Source organism: Bhargavaea sp. GQ12 (assembly GCF_059758705.1).
On sequence record NZ_JCAXEU010000005.1, the window covers coordinates 88,470 to 109,716 of the forward strand.

General features: G+C 55.3%; 23 protein-coding genes. 19 read left to right on the forward strand and 4 right to left on the reverse strand.

Annotated elements, in window-relative coordinates:
• Positions 1-55: 55 nt before the first annotated feature.
• Complete coding sequence (locus tag AC6CHQ_RS06430; protein ID WP_251239104.1) at positions 56-994, reverse strand: glycerophosphodiester phosphodiesterase family protein; 939 nt, start codon at positions 992-994, stop codon at positions 56-58.
• Between the two features lie 129 nt (positions 995-1,123).
• Here AC6CHQ_RS06430 and AC6CHQ_RS06435 point away from each other — a divergent pair, with 129 nt between their 5' ends.
• The gene (locus tag AC6CHQ_RS06435) at positions 1,124-1,396 is read left to right on the forward strand and encodes a YlbG family protein (protein ID WP_251239105.1); all 273 of its coding nucleotides are present in this window, start codon (positions 1,124-1,126) and stop codon (positions 1,394-1,396) included.
• Between the two features lies 1 nt (position 1,397).
• On the opposite strand, the gene AC6CHQ_RS06440 is transcribed toward AC6CHQ_RS06435, so the two are convergent.
• The gene (locus tag AC6CHQ_RS06440) at positions 1,398-1,781 is read right to left on the reverse strand and encodes a DUF7147 family protein (protein WP_251239106.1); all 384 of its coding nucleotides are present in this window, start codon (positions 1,779-1,781) and stop codon (positions 1,398-1,400) included.
• On the opposite strand from AC6CHQ_RS06440, the gene rsmD reads away from it, so the two are divergent.
• Together rsmD and coaD are read left to right on the forward strand one after the other, a co-directional pair.
• Positions 1,735-2,430 (forward strand): 16S rRNA (guanine(966)-N(2))-methyltransferase RsmD, encoded by a 696-nt coding sequence (rsmD, locus tag AC6CHQ_RS06445; protein ID WP_285858855.1) that lies wholly within the window; start codon positions 1,735-1,737, stop codon positions 2,428-2,430. The two genes, AC6CHQ_RS06440 and rsmD, sit on opposite strands and share 47 nt — an antisense overlap.
• A complete protein-coding gene (gene coaD / locus AC6CHQ_RS06450) occupies positions 2,423-2,920 on the forward strand; it encodes a pantetheine-phosphate adenylyltransferase (protein WP_251239108.1) in 498 nt (165 codons plus the stop codon). The genes rsmD and coaD overlap by 8 nt, the downstream gene beginning before the upstream one ends.
• Positions 2,921-2,993: 73 nt before the next feature.
• Here the strand turns inward: coaD and AC6CHQ_RS06455 are convergent, their stop codons facing one another.
• A complete protein-coding gene (locus AC6CHQ_RS06455) occupies positions 2,994-3,881 on the reverse strand; it encodes a hypothetical protein (protein WP_251239109.1) in 888 nt (295 codons plus the stop codon).
• A 94-nt stretch (positions 3,882-3,975) separates the two neighbouring features.
• Between AC6CHQ_RS06455 and AC6CHQ_RS06460 the strand changes: the two genes are divergently transcribed.
• Positions 3,976-5,028: a SepM family pheromone-processing serine protease gene (locus AC6CHQ_RS06460; protein WP_251239110.1), complete on the forward strand. Its 1,053-nt coding sequence runs from the start codon at positions 3,976-3,978 to the stop codon at positions 5,026-5,028.
• A gap of 3 nt (positions 5,029-5,031) precedes the next feature.
• Here the strand turns inward: AC6CHQ_RS06460 and AC6CHQ_RS06465 are convergent, their stop codons facing one another.
• Positions 5,032-6,240 carry a nucleotidyltransferase gene (locus AC6CHQ_RS06465; RefSeq protein WP_251239111.1) on the reverse strand — a complete coding sequence of 403 codons (1,209 nt, stop codon included), beginning with the start codon at positions 6,238-6,240 and terminating at the stop codon, positions 5,032-5,034.
• A gap of 157 nt (positions 6,241-6,397) precedes the next feature.
• Between AC6CHQ_RS06465 and AC6CHQ_RS06470 the strand changes: the two genes are divergently transcribed.
• The 15 genes from AC6CHQ_RS06470 (at position 6,398) to AC6CHQ_RS06540 (ending at position 21,206) form a co-directional block, all read left to right on the forward strand.
• Complete coding sequence (locus AC6CHQ_RS06470; RefSeq protein WP_092049132.1) at positions 6,398-6,937, forward strand: YceD family protein; 540 nt, start codon at positions 6,398-6,400, stop codon at positions 6,935-6,937.
• Between the two features lie 21 nt (positions 6,938-6,958).
• Positions 6,959-7,132, forward strand: coding sequence for a 50S ribosomal protein L32 (gene rpmF / locus AC6CHQ_RS06475; protein ID WP_092049129.1), 174 nt, complete (start codon positions 6,959-6,961; stop codon positions 7,130-7,132).
• A 172-nt stretch (positions 7,133-7,304) separates the two neighbouring features.
• Positions 7,305-8,066, forward strand: coding sequence for an enoyl-CoA hydratase/isomerase family protein (locus AC6CHQ_RS06480; RefSeq protein WP_251239112.1), 762 nt, complete (start codon positions 7,305-7,307; stop codon positions 8,064-8,066).
• Positions 8,067-8,118: 52 nt separating this feature from the next.
• Positions 8,119-8,505 carry a transcriptional regulator gene (locus tag AC6CHQ_RS06485; RefSeq protein WP_092049124.1) on the forward strand — a complete coding sequence of 129 codons (387 nt, stop codon included), beginning with the start codon at positions 8,119-8,121 and terminating at the stop codon, positions 8,503-8,505.
• A 129-nt stretch (positions 8,506-8,634) separates the two neighbouring features.
• On the forward strand, positions 8,635-9,990 hold the full coding sequence (locus tag AC6CHQ_RS06490) for an acetyl-CoA carboxylase biotin carboxylase subunit (protein ID WP_251239113.1): 1,356 nt from the start codon (positions 8,635-8,637) through the stop codon (positions 9,988-9,990).
• Between the two features lies 1 nt (position 9,991).
• Positions 9,992-10,204: a biotin/lipoyl-binding carrier protein gene (locus AC6CHQ_RS06495; protein ID WP_251239114.1), complete on the forward strand. Its 213-nt coding sequence runs from the start codon at positions 9,992-9,994 to the stop codon at positions 10,202-10,204.
• 36 nt (positions 10,205-10,240) lie between these two features.
• On the forward strand, positions 10,241-11,782 hold the full coding sequence (locus AC6CHQ_RS06500; RefSeq protein WP_251239115.1) for an acyl-CoA carboxylase subunit beta: 1,542 nt from the start codon (positions 10,241-10,243) through the stop codon (positions 11,780-11,782).
• 61 nt (positions 11,783-11,843) lie between these two features.
• The gene (locus AC6CHQ_RS06505; RefSeq protein WP_251239116.1) at positions 11,844-12,749 is read left to right on the forward strand and encodes a ketopantoate reductase family protein; all 906 of its coding nucleotides are present in this window, start codon (positions 11,844-11,846) and stop codon (positions 12,747-12,749) included.
• Entirely contained in the window at positions 12,742-13,134 is a 393-nt protein-coding gene (locus AC6CHQ_RS06510) for a DUF3397 domain-containing protein (protein ID WP_251239117.1), read from the forward strand. Before AC6CHQ_RS06505 ends, AC6CHQ_RS06510 begins: the two co-directional genes overlap by 8 nt.
• A gap of 74 nt (positions 13,135-13,208) precedes the next feature.
• The gene (bshC, locus tag AC6CHQ_RS06515; RefSeq protein WP_498081167.1) at positions 13,209-14,825 is read left to right on the forward strand and encodes a bacillithiol biosynthesis cysteine-adding enzyme BshC; all 1,617 of its coding nucleotides are present in this window, start codon (positions 13,209-13,211) and stop codon (positions 14,823-14,825) included.
• Between the two features lie 333 nt (positions 14,826-15,158).
• Positions 15,159-15,590, forward strand: coding sequence for a division/cell wall cluster transcriptional repressor MraZ (gene mraZ, locus AC6CHQ_RS06520; RefSeq protein WP_092049109.1), 432 nt, complete (start codon positions 15,159-15,161; stop codon positions 15,588-15,590).
• A 27-nt stretch (positions 15,591-15,617) separates the two neighbouring features.
• Positions 15,618-16,553, forward strand: a complete 936-nt coding sequence (gene rsmH / locus AC6CHQ_RS06525; RefSeq protein WP_251239119.1) for a 16S rRNA (cytosine(1402)-N(4))-methyltransferase RsmH — start codon at positions 15,618-15,620, stop codon at positions 16,551-16,553.
• A gap of 59 nt (positions 16,554-16,612) precedes the next feature.
• Complete coding sequence (gene ftsL, locus AC6CHQ_RS06530; protein ID WP_092049103.1) at positions 16,613-16,996, forward strand: cell division protein FtsL; 384 nt, start codon at positions 16,613-16,615, stop codon at positions 16,994-16,996.
• Between the two features lie 35 nt (positions 16,997-17,031).
• A complete protein-coding gene (locus tag AC6CHQ_RS06535; RefSeq protein ID WP_251239120.1) occupies positions 17,032-19,209 on the forward strand; it encodes a penicillin-binding transpeptidase domain-containing protein in 2,178 nt (725 codons plus the stop codon).
• A gap of 62 nt (positions 19,210-19,271) precedes the next feature.
• A complete protein-coding gene (locus tag AC6CHQ_RS06540) occupies positions 19,272-21,206 on the forward strand; it encodes a penicillin-binding transpeptidase domain-containing protein (RefSeq protein ID WP_490715294.1) in 1,935 nt (644 codons plus the stop codon).
• The last annotated feature ends 41 nt before the right edge of the window (positions 21,207-21,247 follow it).

Consider the following 21,247-nt stretch of genomic DNA (forward strand, 5'->3'; position numbering starts at 1 on the left):
AAAAAGGAGAGCCTTGCGGCATCTCCTTTTTTTCAGGAATATGATGATCCGGGATCTACCCCAAGCCGTCAGCCGGGTCCCCGGGTTCTTCTTCCGGTCCGCCTGCAAGTCCTGCCGCAAGATCCGGGCGGTCCGTGATGATTCCCTTGGCGCCGGCTGCAATCAGCCGTTCCATAGTGGAGCGGTCGTTGATCGTCCAGTAATGGACCGGGATATTGAGCCTCCCGAGAAAACGGATAAAAGGCGGAAGATCGAGCGGGAACATTCCCGAACGGACCGGAATCTGGAAAACATCCGCCTTTGGCTGATAGAGGTGGCCGAAACCGCTCGCGAATGCCAGATAGGCACGGCGCACTTCCTGCTCTCCGGCACCCAATGCAATCTGATTTCTGGCATACAGGTTGAAACGGTCGATCTGGCTGTCATGGAAACTCGTGACAACCACTCTGTGCCGCGCATCCGCTTCTTCGATGACACGCCAGAGTTTCGACGGAAGAAGCCCGCCTTCATAGGTATCCGGCGCATCTTTCATATCGATGTTGACCAACATATGCGGAAAGGCTTCCAGGAGCTTCCGGAGCGGGACGGCACCGCCAGCTTTTCCCCTGAAAGGATAAGTACCGTCTTTGCCTGCATGATGGTAGCCAAGGTCGGCTTCTTCAAGTTCCGACAGCACATAGTCGCCCGGATGGCCGTCCAGGTCGGATGTTCTTCCGAGGGTCTCATCGTGGAAAACGATCACTTCCTCATCTTTAGTAAGGCGGACATCTATCTCAAATCCGTGGACACCGAGTTCAGCGGCATGTTCAAAAGCGGCCATCGTGTTTTCGGGTGCCAGACCGGCGCCTCCGCGGTGGGCGAGGATGATTGGTACGTCATAATCCAACGCGGGAACGGGTGACCGGCCTTCAGGCTTCGATAAGAATTTTGAACCGGCCCATGCAGCGGCACCAGCCGCCGCAACCGTCATGGCTACTTTTCTTTTCTTTGTCATGCTGACCCTCCCTGTTTCCCAAAAAACTATCTCCAGTATAAAAGAAACCGATTTCAATGTCAGCCTCCGGCCGGTTGCCCCTTTTTTCCGGCGTGTGGTATTCTGTATGTTAGGAAAGTAGGGATGATCATGATTGAACGGCGCGGAATCGTCGTCCACCTTCATCATCTGAAACAGGTGAAGGCGCTCAGAAAATACGGGCATGTCCAGTATATCTCCAAGCGGATGAAGTATGCCGTATTGTACTGTGATCTTGACGATGCAGATGCAACGGCCAAAAAACTCGAAAAACTCCAGTACGTCAGGTCGGTACAGCTCTCGATGAAACCGTTCATCAAAACGGAATTCGAGAATGCCAAGCCCGATAAGGCAAAGGAGTATGATTACAAGGGCGGCCTCTGAATCAGCCGAGCGGCGGAATCAGATGGTTGAGCCGAAGAATACCGGTGATATGCCGGTAATATTGGTCGCGGTCGGAGAAGTCCGTCGAACGGCGCACTTCAACGGTGACAGGAGTTGCGCCGGCAGCGGCAGCGGCTTCACGGAAACGGGTGATGCGGGCGCTTTCCCCGCCGCTTCCCCGGATGCCTTCGCGGCAGATGTAGATGGGCATGTAGTTGCCTTCACCAGCCGGATCAAAGGCGGCGGCCGGAGAAAGGACGCCGCCGTCGCCGGTCGTGAAGATGAAGGCGCGGTGCAGGCGTCCGGTATTAGTGCGGATCAGCTCACAAAGTTCAAAGATGTCACCAAGCCCTTCGCCCAGTTCGATAAATCGTTGTGTATTCATACGGGTCCTCCTTTCTCTGCTTATCCTATCATACGGCAGAGCGGGGAAAAGCGTAAAACAGGAAGGTGAAAAGATGAGGATCATATCCGGTGAACGGAGGGGGCTGCAGCTTAAATCTGCATCCGGTACAGATACCCGGCCGACATCCGACAAGGTCAAGGAATCCGTATTCAATATGATCGGGCCTTATTTTGACGGGGGCCGCGTACTGGATTTGTTCGGGGGCAGCGGGGGGCTTGCACTCGAGGCGCTAAGCCGGGGGATGGACCGGGCGGTGCTGATCGAAAAAGACCGCCGCGCACAGGCGGCCATCCTTGAGAATGTGGCAAAATGCCGATATGATGACCGGGTGGAACTGATCCGGGCGGATGCCCGGCAGGCTGTCCGCCGGATTATAGCCAAAGGGGAGCCGTTCGACCTGCTCTTCCTGGATCCGCCATACGCGCGGGATACATATTATAAGCTGGCCGGGGAGCTCGCGGAAGCAGGCCTCATTGCCCGCGGGGGCACCATCGTCTGCGAACATGACCGCTCGGTATCGCTGCCGGACAGCTTCGGAGAATCCATCAAAGAGAAAGAATCTGTATATGGCGGCACCGTAATCACGATCTATCGGAATGCTGCCGGCGAGGGGGAGACTAATGGGTAAAATGGGGGTAGTGCCGGGAAGTTTCGATCCGGTGACAAATGGCCATCTGGACATCATCAGGCGCGCTTCGCGCGTCTTTGGTGAAATCCGGGTTTGCGTACTGAACAACTCATCCAAAAATCCGCTGTTCACAGTGGATGAGCGGATCGGACTTATCCGGGAGGCGACGGCTGATATCGCCAATGTGAAAGTCGAGTCGTATTCCGGATTGCTCGTCGACTATGCCAAAGGCGTCGGCGCAACTGCAATCGTCCGGGGTCTGCGGGCGGTATCGGACTTTGAGTATGAGATGCAGATCACCTCGATGAACAGGGTGCTTGAAGAGGAGATCGAGACCTTTTTCATGATGACTAACAACCAGTATTCGTTTCTCAGTTCAAGCATCGTCAAGGAAGTGGCGAAGTACGGAGCCGACACTGCAGACCTTGTTCCGCCGGTTGTCGAACAGGCGCTGAGGGAGAAATACAACATCAGGGAAATCCGGCAATGACCGTTTCCGACAATTGAAAGTGCCCGGCAGAGCCACAGAGGCTGTTCCGGGCGTTTTTTTGTCCGGGCCCTGTTCAAAGCAACAAAAACAGCATGAACACGGGCGGGACGATCAGCATATGCGCAAGGCGGGCAGCAGCGTACCATCTCATGGAAATTCCTGCACCCCGTGCAATGACCGCGACCTGGAGATGGATGCTCAGCCCGTTCATCGAGAGGATCAGAGCAGTCAGTGCGGCATGAAGATTCATGCCGGCAAACAGATCATGGGCAGTCTGGAGACCGGCAGTCATTTCAAACAGCGGAAACACAGCCATCCCGGCGGTGTTCATGTCGAGCGGGCTCAGCCTGGCCAGCAGATCGGCGGCTACAGTCCCGACGGCCGAAAAAAAGACGACAGTAGTAGCTACAAGTACGATCGTCTGGGAGCTCTCCTTCAGGCTCTCGGTAAGGGGCGATCCCTTCCTCCTTTTTGGGCTGTCCGAAGAAACATGATGCTGCTCCCTGACAAGTGATGCGCGTAAGGATAGGATCAGCAGGAAGACGAGATTAAGCCCATGGATGACTGCCATGAGCAGCCAGCCGACAGGTGCGCTGCCGAACAGTTCATTCCCGACGTAGCCAATCAGCAGCATCGAACTGGGGGCGTGACAGATTGCGATCAGAAGCGCTCCTTCACGCTTCGTTAGCCGGCCGTCTTTTACCTGATGGGATACGGAGACCGCACCGACAGGAAATCCGCCGAAAGCCCCCAGCAGGTAAGTTTTCCAGTAGGTCCCTGTCCTGCCCTTCGGTTCCTTCCCGGGCAGCCGCAGCAGCCACTGTGTGAGGATCAGATAAGGAAGCAGATAGGGGAGGAGCGCTTCAGTGAACAGGTCGATGCCGAACATGGCCCCTTCCCGCGCAAGGCCGGGCTGAAGGAGAAACAGTGCGATGAGGCACCAGATAATGACGGTATACATAGAAATATCGACTCCCTCGTTTTGAATGCGCCCATCGCCGGTGCTAAACTATGTATATGCCGGCAGGTACGGGGCTATTTTGGAGGGATCGGTTTTGAACAATGTAAAGAGGATTGCGCTAACTGCAGTGATGCTGGTTTTCGCGGCAGCGGCTTTGTTACCGCTGGACATGTACATCCAAAAGCCGGGTGGCGCATATGATCTTGCCCCGCTTGTTGACGTTCAGGGCGGTGACAAAGACGATGATGGAAACTTAAGCCTGATGACCATCGCCCTCTCGAAGGCAACCCCGCTGACCTATGCCGTTGCCGGGTTCATGGACAGCCGTAAGATCATGAAGGCCGGACAGGTACGGAGGGATGGAGAAAGCGAAAAGGAGTATAACCTGCGCCAGAAGCAGCTGATGGAGGACTCGCAGATCAATGCGATCTTCGTGGCCTATAGCCGGGCAGGCAAGACAGTCAGTCTGGAAACCGAGGGTGTCCTTGTTCTGGATGTGGTGGAAGGCAGCGCTGCCGACGGTATATTGGAAGCGGGAGACCTGATCACTTCTGTTGGGGATGTACCGGTAGATTCGGCGGATGCGTTCGCGGATGCTGTCGCGTCGGTACCCGAAGGGAATGCGGTACACCTGGAAGTGGTCCGTGAAGACGGAAAAACCGAAAAAGAAATAACCCCCGGCACGATTCCGGGTACCGGGGGAAGGAAAGGGCTGGGTGTAAGTTTCACGGCCAAGCGCATCATTGAAACCGAACCTGCAGTTGAAATCGATACGGAGGAAATCGGGGGGCCATCAGCCGGGCTTATGTTCACACTCGAGATCATGAACCAGCTGATGGAAAAAGACCTGACAAAGGGGTATCGTGTGGCCGGGACAGGCGAGATGAGTGAAGACGGAACGGTCGGCAGGATCGGCGGAGTCGACTTCAAGGTGATGGCAGCCGATCGGGAAGGGATTGAAATCTTTTTCGCGCCCGATGACGAGATTACTGAAGAGATGCGAGAACGGGTGACTGATATCCGGTCCAATTACGACACAGCCGCCGAGACGGCAGAAAAAATCGGCACGGATATGAAAATCGTGCCGGTAAAGACTATTGATGATGCTTTGGACTACCTGGAGGCGCTGGAAGCAAAAGCGGAATGACGATCAGCCGGTCATGATGGGCGGTGTCCGGAAATCTTTCCCCGGCTTTTCGCCCGTGCCAAGCGCGTACAGATCTGATGCCCGGATATCCGTAGACAGCATCGGATCGTCGGATGAGGCGGCCCTTGAAACAAGGGGGAGCCCGAAGTCATCCTTATAAAGGTTCAGATACGAGCGGCCGGCTTGTGTCATTCCGAGAAGCCGGAGATACCTGGGTTCGCGGAACCGGCTGAATTCGCCGCTATCGATCCCGCAAAGAACATGAGTGAGTATCCTCTGGATCCGGGTCCATGTGTAGCGCTTTGTCTTGACCGCTTCCATGAATTCTGTGAAAGTCGGGGCAGCCAGCGCGGCTCTGACAATCCTGTGCTCAAGCCCTTCGGTCATTTCTGCGACATCTCTCAGCCGATGGGCCCCGTCACGGATGATGAGCGTGCGGAGAATCGGCCAGAACACATCCCATCCTCCGAATCGGCCATGTTCTTCCCGGAACCGTTCCATGGCACGGACTGTGTGGCCAGGGACGGCACGCAGGACTTCATCGGTGATTCCCGCCTCCCGCACAACTTCCCGGATCGCGGTGGCGCTCATGATGCCGCTGTCGGGATCAGACCCAAGCTCATGATAGCCGGTTCCCGTCCGGCCGACCGTGAACGCTGTCATGCCGGTGCCAGAAGACCTGGCAGCTTTTATATATTGAAAGCCGAGTATATTGTTCGGTTTCGTAAGGTCGGCAAGCGGTTTTTGATGCGTTTCTGCATCCGCGACGGACAGGTAGGCCCGGCTCAGCGCGGAAGGGTAGCTGATGCCTGTTTTGACAAGCCGGCGCACTTCAGCCTCGTAGACCGCTTTCTGGTCCTCCAGGAGACGGAGGGTGTTCATGAAAGGCCCGATCCGCCCGTCTTCCGACCCGAAGCAGAATGCACTGCAGCGGGCTGCGGCCAATATGCCGATGGCACCTTCGGCAAATTCGGATGCCTGTGCCACCGCAAAACGGTAAGGGAGCTCGAACACGATGTCGGCACCGGAGCGGAGGGCCAGTTCCGTGCGGGACCATTTGTCGATAAAGGCGGGTTCCCCCCGCTGGAGGAAGTTTCCGCTCATGACCGCGACGACCACTTCGGCTCCGGTAAGACGGCGGGTTTCCTTAAGGTGATGGACATGCCCGTTATGCAGCGGGTTATATTCGACGACGACGCCTGCGGCTTTCATCCTGCTCACTCCTCTGATACAATCGGAATAACGACATTATAGCGTGGCCGGGATGAAAAATATAGGACGCATGGGCATCCCCGGGTGACAAGAAATAATCTTGACATCACGTTTTGGACATACTATAATCAATTCTGTTGTCTTGAGGTGATTCCTGATGAAATGGACCATCCGGCAATTAAATCAATTCCGGCAGGATTCCATGCCGGTTGACGGCACCGCCGATCTTTCCGGCGTCATGAAGCGCGACCCGGAAATCCGGGCGATCGGACCGGTCCGTGTTACGGGCACTTGCTCCGTCGGGACCGGCCAGATGACCTGTCGCTTCAAGCTTGAGGGAACGATGACGCTCCCTGAGGCAAGGACCTGGGAAGATATCGAATATCCGTTCACGATCGAGACGGATGAACAATTTGTCTGGGAAGGCTATGCCGACCCGGGCGATGATGCCGTTCACGAGGTGACCGGGGAAGTGGTGGACCCGACGCCGGTCTTCGAAGAGCTGGTCCTGCTCGAAGTCCCAATCCAGGTGATCGGGGAAGAAGCGGCACCTTCACGGGAAGGGAAAGGATGGGAGTTCTCATCCGAAGAGGAATTCGCCGCCAAGCGTGAAGAAGAAAAGCCGAAAGTGGATCCAAGACTCGCCGGGCTGGCCAATTTTTTTGATCAGCAGGGCGAGGATTCGAAGGACGAATAGAACCGTAAGGAGGTGCCCCGCATGGCAGTACCTAAGAGAAGAACTTCCAAAACTGCAAAGCGTCAACGCCGTACGCACTACAAGCTCCAAGTGCCAGGCATGGTTGCTTGCGATAACTGCGGCGAGATGAAACTCGCTCACCGTGTTTGCAAAAGTTGCGGTGAATACAAAGGTAAAAAAGTCGTCTCCGAGTAATCAGGGGCCGACACCAGGGCCGGAAGCCGATTCCGGTCTTTTTTTGTGCCCAAAAGGCCACCACCGACGGTTATCCGGTCCGGAAATCTGCTTGGCCGTCAAAATCCGGTACCGGTGCTGCCGGCGGAATGATAAGGTATAAGCAGTTAAGCTGTTTGAGGAGGATGCGGGAATGGTTTACCGGTTTGAGAAGTGGGGGAGCGGTGCGGTGTTCACGATTGACCGCCCGGAAAAGCGCAATGCGATCAATGATGAGGTGATGGACGCTCTGTCTGATGCCATAAAGTCCGCAGGTGATGATGAATCGCTGCGTTATTTCGTAATCACCGGAGAGGGCCGGTCGGCCTTTTGTTCGGGAGGGGATCTTTCAGAGTTCCACAAATTGCGTACAGAGGAGGATGCTGCGCCCATGCTCGGCAAAATGGCGGACATCCTTCTGCGGATGGCTTTGCTTCCTGTCCCCGTCATTGCCCTTATTGACGGCCATGCCGTAGGCGGAGGCTGCGAGATTGCGACCGCATGCGATTTCAGGATCGTCCGTGAAGATGTCAGATGCGGATTCATCCAGGGAACGCTTGCCATCACCACCGGCTGGGGCGGCGCAGCGCATCTGCTGCATAAATCGGGCCGGCAGGACACGGCTCTCAGGATGCTCATGGAGGCCAGGCCAAAACAGGCACCGGAACTGCTTGAAGCGGGGTGGGCCACAGAATTGTACACGGGGGATAAATTTGCAGCACTCAGCCGTTTCACAGAACCGTTGGAGGGCGTGCATCCGTCCGTCCACCGCGCGTACAAGAAGGCGGCCGTGCGAAGATACATCGCGGCGGGTCTCCCGGAACAGGTGCGCGAAGAGGTTTCCGCATGTGCGAAACTATGGGCTGCAGACGTTCATCATGAAGCGGTCGACGGATTTCTCAACAAGAAAAAATAAAGTCTATTTCATCCTTCCGCCGCATATAGTTTCCCAAATGGGGGTGGTAGAGATGAAGGAAAACACAAGAAAAGATCGTTGGACACCTGAGGATGACCGTATTTTGGTTGAAACCGTGATCGGAGCGGTAAAAAACGGGGGGACCCAGCTCGGCGCGTTTGAAGAAGCGGCAGAAAAGCTTGGACGGACCAAACAGGCCTGCGGCTTCCGCTGGAACAAGACACTCCGGAAAATTCATTCCGCCGAGCTGGAGGCCGCGCAGAAAAAGCCCGAGCATCATCTGAAGTCCCACCTGAAACAGGCGATGAGCGGATTTGACGAATTGTCCGATTCCTATATGCGCCTGAAAAAGGAGCATGAAGCACTTGCGCGTGAGCATCACAGGCTGCTTGCCTGGCTTTCCAAAGGTGTGGCTTTCATCGAAAAAGGCGACAGCTGAGAGCAGGACCGCATGCCGGTTCTGCTCTTTTCCTTTATTTCTCCGATAGGACTTGAAAACGGTTTCACATATCATATAGACTGATAATGAAGGGGTTTCAAATAGTTTGTCAATTCAGGGGGGATCCGCATGGAAAAGATTCTGATCGCGAACCGGGGGGAAATCGCGTCACGCATTATCAGGACTTGCCGGAAGCTCGGTATCCGCACCATCGCAGTTTATTCCGAAGCTGACGCCGGACTGCCTTTTACAAAAGAGGCGGACGAAGCGTTTCCAATCGGCCCGGGTCCGGTTCCGCAATCGTATCTGAAGGGTGCCGACATCATTGAGCTCGCCAAAAAGGAGGGCGCTGATGCCATCCATCCGGGATACGGACTGCTATCTGAGAACGCGGCATTTGCCCGTGATGTAAAAGAAGCCGGGATGGTCTTTATCGGACCGGATGCAGACGTGATCGAAAAAATGGGGGATAAGATCGAGGCCCGCAGAGTCATGATGGAGGCGGGTGTCCCGGTTGTGCCGGGCACGGAAGAAGGCGTGGCTACATTGGAAGATGCGGTTAGCGCGGCGGAAGGGGTCGGTTATCCGGTCATGATGAAAGCGAGTGCCGGAGGCGGCGGAATCGGCATGGTGCGCTGTGAAAATGAGCAAGCGCTCAGTCGAAATTTCGACGGCGTAAAAAAACGCGCCATGTCCTACTTTGGGGACGACCGGGTATTCATCGAAAAGTTTATCGATGATGCCCGCCATATCGAAGTGCAGATTTTCGGTGACACCCAAGGCAATGTCGTCCATCTGTTTGAGCGGAACTGTTCGGTACAGCGCCGAAACCAGAAAGTGATCGAGGAATCCCCGTCACCGGGATTCCCGGAAGAAGCGAAAGTCCGCATGCTTCAGGCGGCGGTTGAAGCCGGGAAGGCAGTTGGCTACACGAATGCAGGAACCGTCGAATTCATCGTCGGGCCAGACCATGAGTTTTACTTTCTTGAGATGAACACCCGGCTCCAGGTGGAACATCCGGTGACAGAAGCCGTAACAGGATTTGATCTGGTGGAGTGGCAAATTGCAGTGGCATCCGGGAAAGAGCTTCCGGTGAAGGAGCAGGATGGAATCACTGCCTCCGGACACTCGATCGAATACCGAATTTATGCGGAAGATCCTGAGAAATTCCTCCCGTCACCGGGCAGGATTACGGAACTCAGTTTTCCGGAACGTGAGTGGGTCCGCATCGACAGCGGATACGCGGAAGGTGATACAGTCACACCGTTCTATGATCCGATGATCGCAAAGGTGGTCATCAGCGGTAACACGCGAAAAGAAGCGATAAGCCGATCGGTACAATTTTTCAGTGAAGCGCGTGCGGCGGGAGTCCGGACAAATCTCCCGCTGTTCGAGACTTTTGCCGGATCCGAAGAATTTTCTTCGGGCAACTATACAACTGATGTTCTGGCCGGATGGAAGGCAAAGAAAAAGGAGGAAGTTTAAGATGAATGAATTGAAATCGACAATGGCAGGTACGGTATTTACAGTTGATGTAAGCGCAGGCGATGAAGTATCTGCAGGACAAACGGTCGTCGTCCTCGAATCGATGAAAATGGAAATTCCGGTCGAAGCCGAAAAGGGCGGCAAGGTCAAGGAAGTCCGCGTCAATATCGGAGACTTCATCAATGAGGGCGACACGATCCTGACATTCGAATAAGACGGAATTTGCAACACTCAGGGAGGGGGAAATGGCATGTCAGTAAAGACGAACGAAAATGAACGTCTCGAAAAAGCATTGGAGCAGATATTTGCAGGGGGACAGCCGAAGTATCATGAAAAATTGAAGGAACAGGGGAAACTGTTTGTCAGGGAACGTCTGGAGCTTCTGTTCGACAACGGGGAATACACGGAGGATGCCCGCTTCGCCAATGTCGAAGCCGGGGATCTGCCGGCGGATGGAGTGGTGACAGCGACCGGCAAGGTCGGGGGGAAGACCGTTTGTGTCATGGCCAATGACTCGACCGTGAAGGCCGGTTCCTGGGGGGCGCGCACCGTCGAGAAAATCATCCGTATCCAGGAAACCGCCGAACAGCTGAAGGTGCCTCTCCTGTACCTCGTCGACTCGGCAGGTGCAAGGATCACCGACCAGCTGGATATGTTTCCGAACCGCAGGGGGGCGGGACGGATCTTCCACAACCAGGTTCGCCTGTCAGGTGTCATTCCGCAAATCTGCCTTTTGTTCGGTCCATCCGCTGCAGGCGGGGCTTATATCCCGGCATTCTGTGATATCGTCATTATGGTCGACGGCAATGCATCGATGTACCTCGGATCTCCCCGGATGGCTGCGGAAGTCATCGGGGAAAAAGTGTCGCTTGAAGAGATGGGCGGGGCACGCATGCACTGCACAGTGAGCGGATGCGGGGACTGGCTTGCCGCAGATGAGCAGGAAGCGATCGAAGCTGCAAAAGCCTACCTGGAATTTTTCCCGTCCAACTTTGCGGAAAAACCGGAAATCAAATCACCTGTCCCGGTATCCGAAGGCAGGCCTCTCGGGGAGATCATCCCAAAAAATCAGAACGCACCTTTTGATATGTATGAGGCCATAGACAGACTGATTGACGAAAACAGCTTTTTTGAGATCAAGAAATTGTTCGCACCCGAGCTGATCACAGGTCTCGCCCGCATCGAGGGCCGCCCGGTCGGCATCATCGCCAACCAGCCGAAAGTAAAGGGTGGCGTCCTTTTTGTAGACTCTGCCGACAAGGGCGCAAAGTTCATCTCGCTTTGTGATGCATTCTCAATCCCGCTTCTGTTCCTTGCAGATGTCCCGGGCTTCATGATCGGGACGAAGGTCGAGCGCGCGGGGATCATCCGCCATGGTGCCAAGCTCATCTCGGCAATGAGTTCAGCGACAGTTCCGAAGATCTCGGTCATTGTCCGCAAGGCATACGGAGCCGGGCTGTATGCAATGGCTGGCCCTGCATTCGAGCCGGATGCATGCATCGCGCTGCCATCGGCACAGATCGCTGTGATGGGACCGGAAGCCGCGGTCAACGCCGTTTATTCAAACAAGATTCAGGCGATCGAAGATCCGAAAGAAAGAATCCAATTTATCCAGGAAAAGCGCGAGGAATACCGTGAGCAGATCGATATCTACAAACTGGCTTCTGAAATGATCATCGATGATATCGTTTCACCAGACGACCTGCGTTCTGAGCTGGCATCCCGTTTCAGGATCTATTCCACGAAAGAAGTCGCACTGCCTCTTCGCAAGCACCCGGTCAATCCGGTATAATAGTACTGCATCAAGGCCTGCCCTTCCGGCGGGCCTTTTCATTGGGGGAAGGAGATTGGCAATGAGGATCAATGTAGCTGGAGCCGGGGCGATCGGGCTGTTGGTCGGTGCCCGGCTTGCCGAAGCGGGTCAAGAGGTCAGAATGATCACGAGGACGGCAGAACAGGCCGCGGTGATCAGGAGCGGCGGTATTCTCCTTTCAGTGGAAGATAAGGAAAAGCGGATTTCAGTCGGGGCGACGGAACGGCGGGAAGCGGCTGCGGATGGCAGTCTCACCATCTTGGCGATGAAGTCGTACGACCTCGGGGAATTTGTCGGGGCCATCGGGGACGTTCCGGGGGGCGCGCCGCTTTTGTTTATCCAGAATGGTGTTGGCCACCTGTCTCTCGCATCGCGTTTCCGGCATCGGCCGGTGGCTTTCGGGACAGTGGAGCACGGCGCCGAAAGGACTGGCCCCTGCTCTGTTGAACATACCGGGATCGGGCCGATCCGGATTTCGGCGGTGTCCGGTGACCTTACCCCGTTCCTCCCGGTGTTTAAAGCACATTCCTCTGCATTTCCGGTGCTTCGGACAGATGAAGGGCCGGAGTCTCTCCTTCTAAAGAAAGCACTAAAGAATTGCATGATCAATCCGGTTACCGCAGTATCCGGTGTCAGGAATGGTGAGCTTGCGGAAGATCCCCACCTCCGGGCACTTCTCGGACGGTTGCATGCGGAATTGGCCAACGCTTTTCCTGAAATGGCGGATGAAGTGACGCTGGACGGAGTGCTGGATCTCTGCAGGAAGACAGCTGACAACACATCTTCGATGCTGGCGGATCTGCTTGCCGGCAGGAAAACAGAGGCCGGGGCGATCATGGGCGGCGTGATTGGTCTTGCCCGCACACGCGGAGTCTCTCTTCCGGCGCTGGAATCACTTACGGCCCTGGTTGGGTCTATGGAAAGGAGGAAGGGCCGGCATGGCTGAATTTCTATATTCGGCGGCAGGATTCCTGGTCGCATTCCCTGCAGTGGCGTACCTGGTCCTGTTCATCATCTTTACACGGCTGTATAAAGACCCCGCAAAGGGAGCCGGCAGGGCGGCCGATCTGACGACATTCCTGCTGCTTCCCGCGGTGCCGGCTGTCCTGGCGGCATACACCGGTGTAAGTACCGGCTTTTATCTGGCTGTCGCAGTTATTTTATTCGCGCTTTATATGACCTACAGGGAGCGGAGGAAAGGGCATGACTTTGAAATAAGGCCGCTCATGAGGAAAATATGGCGGATGCTCTTCCTGATCCTGTCTGCCGCATATTTCGTCGCGTTCATCGTCGGAACCGGTGTGATGATTGCCGATTATACGGGAGGCTGAGCGGAATTTTTCATTCGGCCGGAAGGGAATGCTATAATCGGATTCGATTATTGAAAATAAATGGGGTTTTCGACTTGGAATTTAAACGACTGGACATCCGGCCGGCGGGCAATATCATGGACGCCTATCTGAATAACCCGGATTTTATACGTACATATTTTGATTACACTCCCGATACAGAAGGCTATACAGCACGGCTGAAAGAATTGGACAGCCGGCGCTTCGACCGTGAAGGGCTTGCCCGGACCGTCCGGAACTTCATGGCGAAAACCGGTATCTCGGAAAGGGCCGAAGCCCATCTGCATGAACTGGAGTCCGGAGCGCCCGCGGTTGTAGGCGGTCAGCAGGCCGGCCTGCTGACGGGTCCGCTTTACTCGGTGAACAAAGCGCTGTCTGTCGTTGCAGAGGCGCGCAGGCTGCGCGGGATGCTTGGAACGCCCGTCGTGCCGATTTTCTGGATTGCCGGCGAGGACCATGATCTGCTGGAGATCAACCATGTTTATGCGATCAGTGATGACCGCCCGGTGAAGCGGCAATTTCCGGTCCCGTACGGCGCCAAGACAATGGCGACTGAAAGTGGCTTCGACCCCGCAGAGATGGAATTGTTCATCCGCGGGATTTTCCGTGACTACGGTGAAACTTTCCATACCGAAAGCCTTCTTGAGATTGCCCTGGGCTGTCTGGATGGAAATGGCACATACACGTCATTTTTCGCCGCCCTCATGAACCGGCTGTTCACCGAGGAGGGTCTCCTGCTTCTTGATGCTGCCGACCCTGCCCTCAGACGGATTGAAGCCAAACATTTTGAGCTGATGGTCAAGCGTTCCTCAGAAATCGCAGCAGGCGTGGCAGAAACAGAGGAGCAATACGGCAATGAAGGTTACGGGAATCCGATCGGGGCCGAAAGGGAAGACGCCCACCTCTTTTACGTAGATTCAGGCGAGCGGTTTTTGCTCAGGCGGGAAGACGGGCGTTTTGTAAATCCGCAGGCCGGCCTCTCGTTCTCAGAGGAAGACCTCACCGGGATTGCCCGCAATCATCCCGAATGCCTCAGCAATAATGTCGTCACGAGACCGGTCATGCAGGACCTGGTTCTTCCGGTGCTGAGCTTTGTCGGCGGGCCGGGAGAAATCGCCTACTGGTCACTGCTGAAGCCTGCATTCAGGGAAATGGGAATCCGCATGCCCGTCGTGGTTCCGAGGCAGTCCCTGACATTCATTACACGCCAGACGGAATGCCTCCTGGAGGAAACCGGCCTCGAGGCGGAGGATGTGCTTGCGGGCAGGGCGGAAGAGGAGAAACAGCAATTTATTGAACAGGTCAGCGACCGCGCCGCATCGGAACAGATCTCCCGCATGGAAGAACAGCTTGAGGCAGGTTACAGGGAACTTGCTGTTTCACTTGAGTCCCGCGGCCGCAACATCCAGGAGCTGATCAGCCGCAACATCGGGTTTCACAGCCGCCAATTCGACTATCTGAAGGATAAGATCCGTGAGTCGGTCCTGCTGGAACACGAAACGGCGATCCGCCGTTTTACCCGGCTTGAATCGGAACTGTTGCCGGAAGGCGGTTACCAGGAGCGGAAGTATACGCCGTTCCAATACATGAATGAGTACGGTCCGGGCTTTATCTCCGACCTTGCCGCACGCATGAGCGGGGAGCCGGGTGACCATTTCCTGGTCCGCCTCTGATCAGCCAATATGATTTGACCAACACCGCCTTCACTAAGGGCGGTGTTTGTTTTTGCGTATAGAACGGGAGCCGATGTGCACAGACTGTTTTTGCAGCTAACGGGAACCAAGAAGGATTATATCGTGCGATTTTCCTGAGTGGATATATAAGGCGTGCAGAAGGTCCGCTTCAGCCCAGTACGATAGGCTCCGGTAAAGGACCGGATGCAGGAATTCGGCGTCGCCGGATTCACATTTTTCGTTACCAAATTGTAATATAAGAGATTTCATAAAACAGGTGGAGGAAAGTGGGGGGATGTGGTACATTAAGTTTACGATGTGGGGTGAAGACACATGTTCATGGGCGAATATCAGCATACGGTTGATACAAAGGGCCGGCTGATCATTCCGGCGAAGTTCCGCGATGATCTGGACGGTGGATTTGTCGTCACCCGCGGATTGGATAAATGCCTGTTCGCCTATACCATGGACGAGTGGCACAGGCTTGAGGAAAAACTGAAAGCCCTGCCAGTCACGAAAAAAGATGCACGTGCATTCACCCGCTTTTTCTTCTCTGGCGCTACCGAGGTGGAACTTGATAAGCAGGGACGCGTCAATTTACCTGCAAACCTTTTGAGTTACGCCGGTGTTGAAAAGGATTGCGTCGTTCTCGGGGTTTCCAGCCGGATTGAGATCTGGGCAAAGGAAGCCTGGGAAGGCTATTTCGAGGAATCAGAAGACTCCTTCAACGAAATCGCGGAAAACCTTATTGACTTTGACATTTAAACCTACCGATGAAAGAAGGGGACGGACATGTTCGATCATGTGACCGTGCTGCTGAAAGAGACGGTCGACGGACTGAATGTCCGGCCGGACGGCCTCTATGTCGACTGCACACTAGGCGGCGGCGGCCATAGCGAATATCTTGTGCAGCAGCTTGGTGAGGAAGGCAGGCTCATCTGCTTCGACCAGGACGAAACAGCCATCCGGCACGCCCGGGAACGCCTCGCCGATCACCTGGACAAGATCATTTTCGTCAGATCGAACTTCCGTTACCTGAAGGAAGAGCTCGGCCAGCTTGGCATTACAGGCGTGGACGGAGTGCTCTATGATCTGGGCGTTTCTTCGCCGCAATTCGACACTCCGGAGCGGGGATTCAGCTACCGCTATGATGCGCCGCTCGATATGAGGATGGACCAGAGCGCTCCGCTAAGCGCCTATGAAGTGGTTAATGACTGGGCATACGGGGATCTGGTCCGCATCTTCTACCGTTATGGCGAAGAAAAATTCTCCAAACAGATCGCGCGGAAGATCGAGGAGGCAAGGAAGGAACGTCCGGTACGGACGACTTTCGAACTTGTGGAGCTGATCAAAGCCGGTATCCCCGCGGCTGCCAGGAGAAAGGGCGGACATCCCGCAAAGCGGATTTTCCAGGCTATCCGGATCGCCGTCAATGACGAGCTGGGGGCGGCGGAAGAATCGCTGCAGGACGCAATCGGCCTTCTGAACCCGGGTGGACGGATCAGTGTCATCACATTCCATTCGTTGGAGGACCGGCTTGTCAAGACGATGTTCAAGGAAGCCTCATCGCTGCCTGACCTGCCGCCGAACCTTCCGGTCATCCCCGAAGGTATGGAGCCCGAGCTCAAGCTAATCACGCGCAAGCCGATCCTGCCTTCAGAAGAAGAGCTGGAGAACAACAACCGTTCCCACTCCGCAAAACTAAGAATCGCAGAAAAACAGAGATGATTCCTCATGAACACACATAAAGAACAAGAAAAAAACAAATCCAAGGGGGACTAGTTTCGATGGCGCTTGAAGCACGCAAGTTTGACCATGCATACATACAGGAACCCGAGATCACCCGTGTACCGGCGCCTGCGCCGGAGCCGGAGATACAGCCGATACGCAGGAAGAAACTGTTCACAAAAGGCGAAAAAACGCTGTTCGTGGCGTTTGTTGCCGCTGTGGCCATGTTCGCGGTTATCCTTCTCCAGGCACAGTCATCCCTTAACGCGGTGAACAAGGAGATCCAGCTGATCCAATCCGATATTACGGAAACGGCCAAGCAAAATCATGATTTGTCCATACAAGTGAGCGAAAAATCGACCTACGAGCGCATCTGGGGCAAGGCCAGCGAGCTCGGCCTGTCGCTCAATGAGAAAAATGTGAAGGTCGTGCCTGGGCAATGAAAAAGAAGTTTCGTTTCCAATGGGGAGCCTTCCTGATGTTTTGCGTCTATGGAGGGCTCTTTTTCCTTTTATTCTCAAGATTCCTGTATATCCAGGTGACGGGTGAAGCCGAGGGCCAGCCGCTCCGCGCGATGGCTCAGGCGAAATACGAAAGGGAACAGGTGCTTAGCGCGGACCGCGGAAAGATAGTCGACCGGACCGGGAATCCGATCGCGGAAGACACCGTGAGTTACAAACTGATCGCGGTCCTTTCAGAAAAGGCGAGCAAGGATGTCAAGGATGGCGAGATGCTGCATGTGACGGATCGGGAAAAAACCGCCAATGCGCTTGCGGAGCATATCGAGATGTCGGAGGAAGACATTCTCGAGCGGCTCAACCGCCAGGATGATCCGGACATCTACCAGGTGGAGTTCGGTCCGGCGGGACGCGATCTGAGCCATGATAAAATGAAGAAAATTGAAGAGCTGGACCTGCCGGGCATCCAGTTCGTGAAAGACAAGAAACGCTTTTATCCGAACGGACCGTTTGCTTCGCACCTGATCGGCTTTGCGCAGAAGGTGGAGCAGGAAGATGGATCTGTGAAAACAATCGGGCAGATGGGCCTTGAACAAACCTATAACGACCTGCTTTCCGGCGAGGACGGGAAGATGGCCTATGAAAGCGATACATGGGGCTTCCTGCTGCCAAGTGCCGAGAAACAGGTGACCCCGCCGGAAGATGGCGCAAACATCAAGCTGACCCTGGACAAAACAATTCAGAACTTCGTCGAAGATTCCATGAAGCAGGTGGAGAAAGAGTATTCTCCCGAACGGATGTCGGTCATCGTCGCCAATCCTAAAACCGGTGAAATCCTGGCAATGAGCCAGCGGCCGACATTCGATCCGGAGACGAGGGAGGGTCTGTCATCGAACTGGCTGAACGAGGCGGTCCAATACACGATTGAACCCGGGTCTACGATGAAAATCTTCACACTTGCCGCTGCCATCGAGGAAGGCGTCTGGAAGCCGGATGACTATTTTAAGTCAGGAAGCTATTCGATCTACGATACAACCATCTATGATCACAACAAAAACGGCTGGGGCTGGATTTCTTTCCGTGAAGGCTTCCAGCGCTCTTCAAACGTTTCGATGGCCAATCTGCTTGAACGGATGGGCGGAGAAGCGATGATGAACCATTTCCGGAACTTCGGTTTCGGCCAGAAAACGGGAATCGACCTTCCCGGTGAAGCCGCAGGCAGACTGAATGATGTCGGGCCTGTGGAACGGCTGACAACATCATACGGGCAGGGTACGACAGTTACTCCTATTCAGATGGTCCAGGCCGCTACGGCGATCGCCAACGGCGGAAAGATGATGCAGCCGTATATGATCCGGGAAATCAAGGATCCAAACACCGGAAAATTACTGCGCGAAGGCCAGATGGAGGAAAAAGGAAACCCCATTTCTGAGGAAACCGCGGAGACCGTTCTGGAGCTGATGGAATCCACTGTCACCTCCGAACAAGGGACCGGTAAAATCTTCAAGCTGAATGACTATTCGGTTGCCGGAAAAACAGCCACCGCCCAGATACCGAACGGCAAGGGCGGCTATCTCAGGGGGCCGAACAATCTCCTTTACGGCTTCCTCGGCATGGCGCCGGCTGATGACCCTCAGCTGATTGTCTATGTGAACGTTCACCGGCCAAAAATCCCTGCCGGAGAGTGGGGGTCCGTGCCGGTAGCGAAGATTTTCAAGCCGGTCATGGAAAACAGCCTGAAACACCTGAACATCCGTCCGGATGTGGAAGAGGCGGCAGGGGAGACTTACCGGCTTCCTGACTTCTCCGGACAGGATGCCGAAACCTCAGCCGAAACCCTTGCGGAACATGGAGTCCGCGGGGTCCCTACAGGAGGCGGCGGGAAGGTCATCGGCCAATTCCCGGAAAAGGAGACGCAGGTCCTTCCGGAAACCACGGTTCTCCTGCAAACCGAGGGGGAACCGGTCATTCCTGACTTTACCGGGTGGCCGAAGCGCACGATTCTGGCCTACGCTTCCATGACCGGACTGACGGTCGAGCTGAGCGGGGAAGGATACGCCGTTTCGCAAAGTGTTTCCCCGGGCTCTGCGGGTGATCCGGCGGCACCGGTGGTCATCCAGTTGGAGACCCCGGAACAGGAAGTGATCACCTCCGGACAGGAAGAGATACCGGAGGAAGAACAATTGCCGCTGGACTAAGCGGCAGAATAGCGTCGGCAGGCCTGTCATACGTTGAAAGAAAAACGTAAGGTGGGAAAAATGTGCGACGCTTTATCGAAGCCCGGATGAGAAAACGGCTGCGCCTGGCCTTTCTCGTCCTCGCCGTCCTGTTTGCCGCACTGCTCGCAAAACTGTTCCATGTCCAGGTCATCCGCAATGCGGAACTGACCGAGAAGGCGATGGAGAACTGGGACCGGGAGCTTCCGTTTGCCGGGAAGCGGGGAGAGATCCTCGACCGGAACGGCAATCGCATCATCGGCAACCGGATTGCACCCACCCTATATTTCATGCCTTCCCAGAATCGGGACATTGCCGCTGCGGCAAAGACGCTTGCACCCCTGATCGACGCAGATCCGAAAAAATTGGAAGAGCAAATGTCCAAAAGAGCGTCTATCATTAAACTCGCGCCTGAAGGCAAGAACATTCCGTATGAGACGGCCGTCCGAATCGGGAAAATGGGAATCCCCGGGCTTTATACCGGTGTTGACTATGTAAGGGACTACCCATATGGCCAGATGCTGTCCCGGCTCGTCGGCTTCACTGGCTATGACAACCAGGGGTTGGCAGGCATCGAGTTTGCGTATGACGGAAAGCTTACCGGGAAAGGGGAAAAAGTCCGGCTGTTTACAGATGCAAAAGGCAATCCGCTGCCCCATGTCGGAGATGGCTGGGTGGAGGGAGGCGGCGGTGCTGATGTGGAGCTGACGATTGATGTACGCATCCAGGAAATTGTGGAACGTGAACTTGAGCAGGCCATGCTCAAGTATGACGCCACACAGGCGTTATCGATTGTCATGGATCCGGACACAGGTGAGATTCTTGCCCTCGCTTCCTCGCCGAATTTTGACCCGGCTGATTATGCATCGGTAGACCCGTCTATTTTCAACCGGAATCTGCCGGTATGGATGACCTTTGAGCCGGGGTCTACTTTCAAGATCATCACCCTGGCTGCGGCGCTTGAGGAAGGGAAGGTCAACCTGGAAGAAGACCACTTCCACGATCCCGGCTATGCACTGGTTGAAGGGGCCAGGCTCCGTTGCTGGAAGCGTGAAGGGCACGGTTCCCAGTCATTCCTGGAGGTCGTCGAGAATTCCTGCAACCCAGGATTCATCGAACTCGGCCAGCGCGTCGGCAAAGAAAAGCTCATGCAGTACATCCGCGACTTCGGATTTGGCCAGACAACCGGTTCCGGCATTGCCGGCGAGGCGTCCGGAATCCTGTTTTCAGAAGAAGCGTTCGGACCTGTGGAGCATGCGACGACTTCGTTCGGGCAGGGAATTTCCGTCACGCCAATCCAGCAGGTGCAGGCGGTCGCGGCTGCCGTCAATGGGGGCAGAATCATGAAGCCGTACGTCGTCCGCCGCGTGCTGGATCCGGAAACAGGCCGGCCGATTGAGGAAAACACCCCGGAGGAAAAGCGCAGGGTCATCAGCGAGGAAACGTCCAAGAAAGTGCGGGAATCGCTGGAATCGGTTGTTGCCAACGGGTCCGGACGCAATGCATTTGTCGACGGACTGCGAGTCGCCGGCAAAACCGGGACCGCGCAGAAGGTCGAGGACGGACGGTACAAGGAAGGCGACTACATCGTATCCTTTATCGGTTTTGCGCCTGCGGATGATCCCGATGTGCTTGTCTACGTTGCGGTGGACAGTCCAAAAAACGAAGTTCAGTTCGGCGGTACCATCTCCGCGCCGATTGTCGGCAGAATTCTTGGCGATATTGCATCCGTCAGGGAGATCGGACCGAGAAAAGGTCAGCTGGAGCGGGAATACCGATGGGGAGACCCCATCCAGATCCGGGTTCCGGACCTGACCGGGAAAACATATGACGAAATCAGGCAGATGCTGTACACTGTGAAACTGGAATGGCACGGCAAACAAGGCGGAACCGTCGTCCGGCAGCTGCCGGAGCCGGGAGTGCTTATGGAAGAATCGGGCACGCTCCATCTTTACGCGGAGCCTGAACAAAAAGATTAACGATGCAAGGTGCCGGAAAGGGTACCGCTGTCTTTAAAGGA

Coding starts and splice junctions, on each gene's coding strand:
- AC6CHQ_RS06430 (WP_251239104.1), bottom strand. CDS start 994: ATGACAAAGAAAAGAAAAGTAGCCATGACGGTTGCGGCGGCTGGTGCC.
- ftsL (WP_092049103.1), top strand. CDS start 16,613: ATGGCGCTTGAAGCACGCAAGTTTGACCATGCATACATACAGGAACCC.
- AC6CHQ_RS06510 (WP_251239117.1), top strand. CDS start 12,742: ATGGCTGAATTTCTATATTCGGCGGCAGGATTCCTGGTCGCATTCCCT.
- AC6CHQ_RS06495 (WP_251239114.1), top strand. CDS start 9,992: ATGAATGAATTGAAATCGACAATGGCAGGTACGGTATTTACAGTTGAT.
- AC6CHQ_RS06435 (WP_251239105.1), top strand. CDS start 1,124: ATGATTGAACGGCGCGGAATCGTCGTCCACCTTCATCATCTGAAACAG.
- AC6CHQ_RS06440 (WP_251239106.1), bottom strand. CDS start 1,781: ATGAATACACAACGATTTATCGAACTGGGCGAAGGGCTTGGTGACATC.
- mraZ (WP_092049109.1), top strand. CDS start 15,159: ATGTTCATGGGCGAATATCAGCATACGGTTGATACAAAGGGCCGGCTG.
- AC6CHQ_RS06490 (WP_251239113.1), top strand. CDS start 8,635: ATGGAAAAGATTCTGATCGCGAACCGGGGGGAAATCGCGTCACGCATT.
- rpmF (WP_092049129.1), top strand. CDS start 6,959: ATGGCAGTACCTAAGAGAAGAACTTCCAAAACTGCAAAGCGTCAACGC.
- rsmD (WP_285858855.1), top strand. CDS start 1,735: ATGTCACCAAGCCCTTCGCCCAGTTCGATAAATCGTTGTGTATTCATA.
- AC6CHQ_RS06465 (WP_251239111.1), bottom strand. CDS start 6,240: ATGAAAGCCGCAGGCGTCGTCGTCGAATATAACCCGCTGCATAACGGG.
- AC6CHQ_RS06470 (WP_092049132.1), top strand. CDS start 6,398: ATGAAATGGACCATCCGGCAATTAAATCAATTCCGGCAGGATTCCATG.
- rsmH (WP_251239119.1), top strand. CDS start 15,618: ATGTTCGATCATGTGACCGTGCTGCTGAAAGAGACGGTCGACGGACTG.
- AC6CHQ_RS06535 (WP_251239120.1), top strand. CDS start 17,032: ATGTTTTGCGTCTATGGAGGGCTCTTTTTCCTTTTATTCTCAAGATTC.
- AC6CHQ_RS06505 (WP_251239116.1), top strand. CDS start 11,844: ATGAGGATCAATGTAGCTGGAGCCGGGGCGATCGGGCTGTTGGTCGGT.
- AC6CHQ_RS06455 (WP_251239109.1), bottom strand. CDS start 3,881: ATGTATACCGTCATTATCTGGTGCCTCATCGCACTGTTTCTCCTTCAG.
- coaD (WP_251239108.1), top strand. CDS start 2,423: ATGGGTAAAATGGGGGTAGTGCCGGGAAGTTTCGATCCGGTGACAAAT.
- AC6CHQ_RS06500 (WP_251239115.1), top strand. CDS start 10,241: ATGTCAGTAAAGACGAACGAAAATGAACGTCTCGAAAAAGCATTGGAG.
- AC6CHQ_RS06485 (WP_092049124.1), top strand. CDS start 8,119: ATGAAGGAAAACACAAGAAAAGATCGTTGGACACCTGAGGATGACCGT.
- AC6CHQ_RS06480 (WP_251239112.1), top strand. CDS start 7,305: ATGGTTTACCGGTTTGAGAAGTGGGGGAGCGGTGCGGTGTTCACGATT.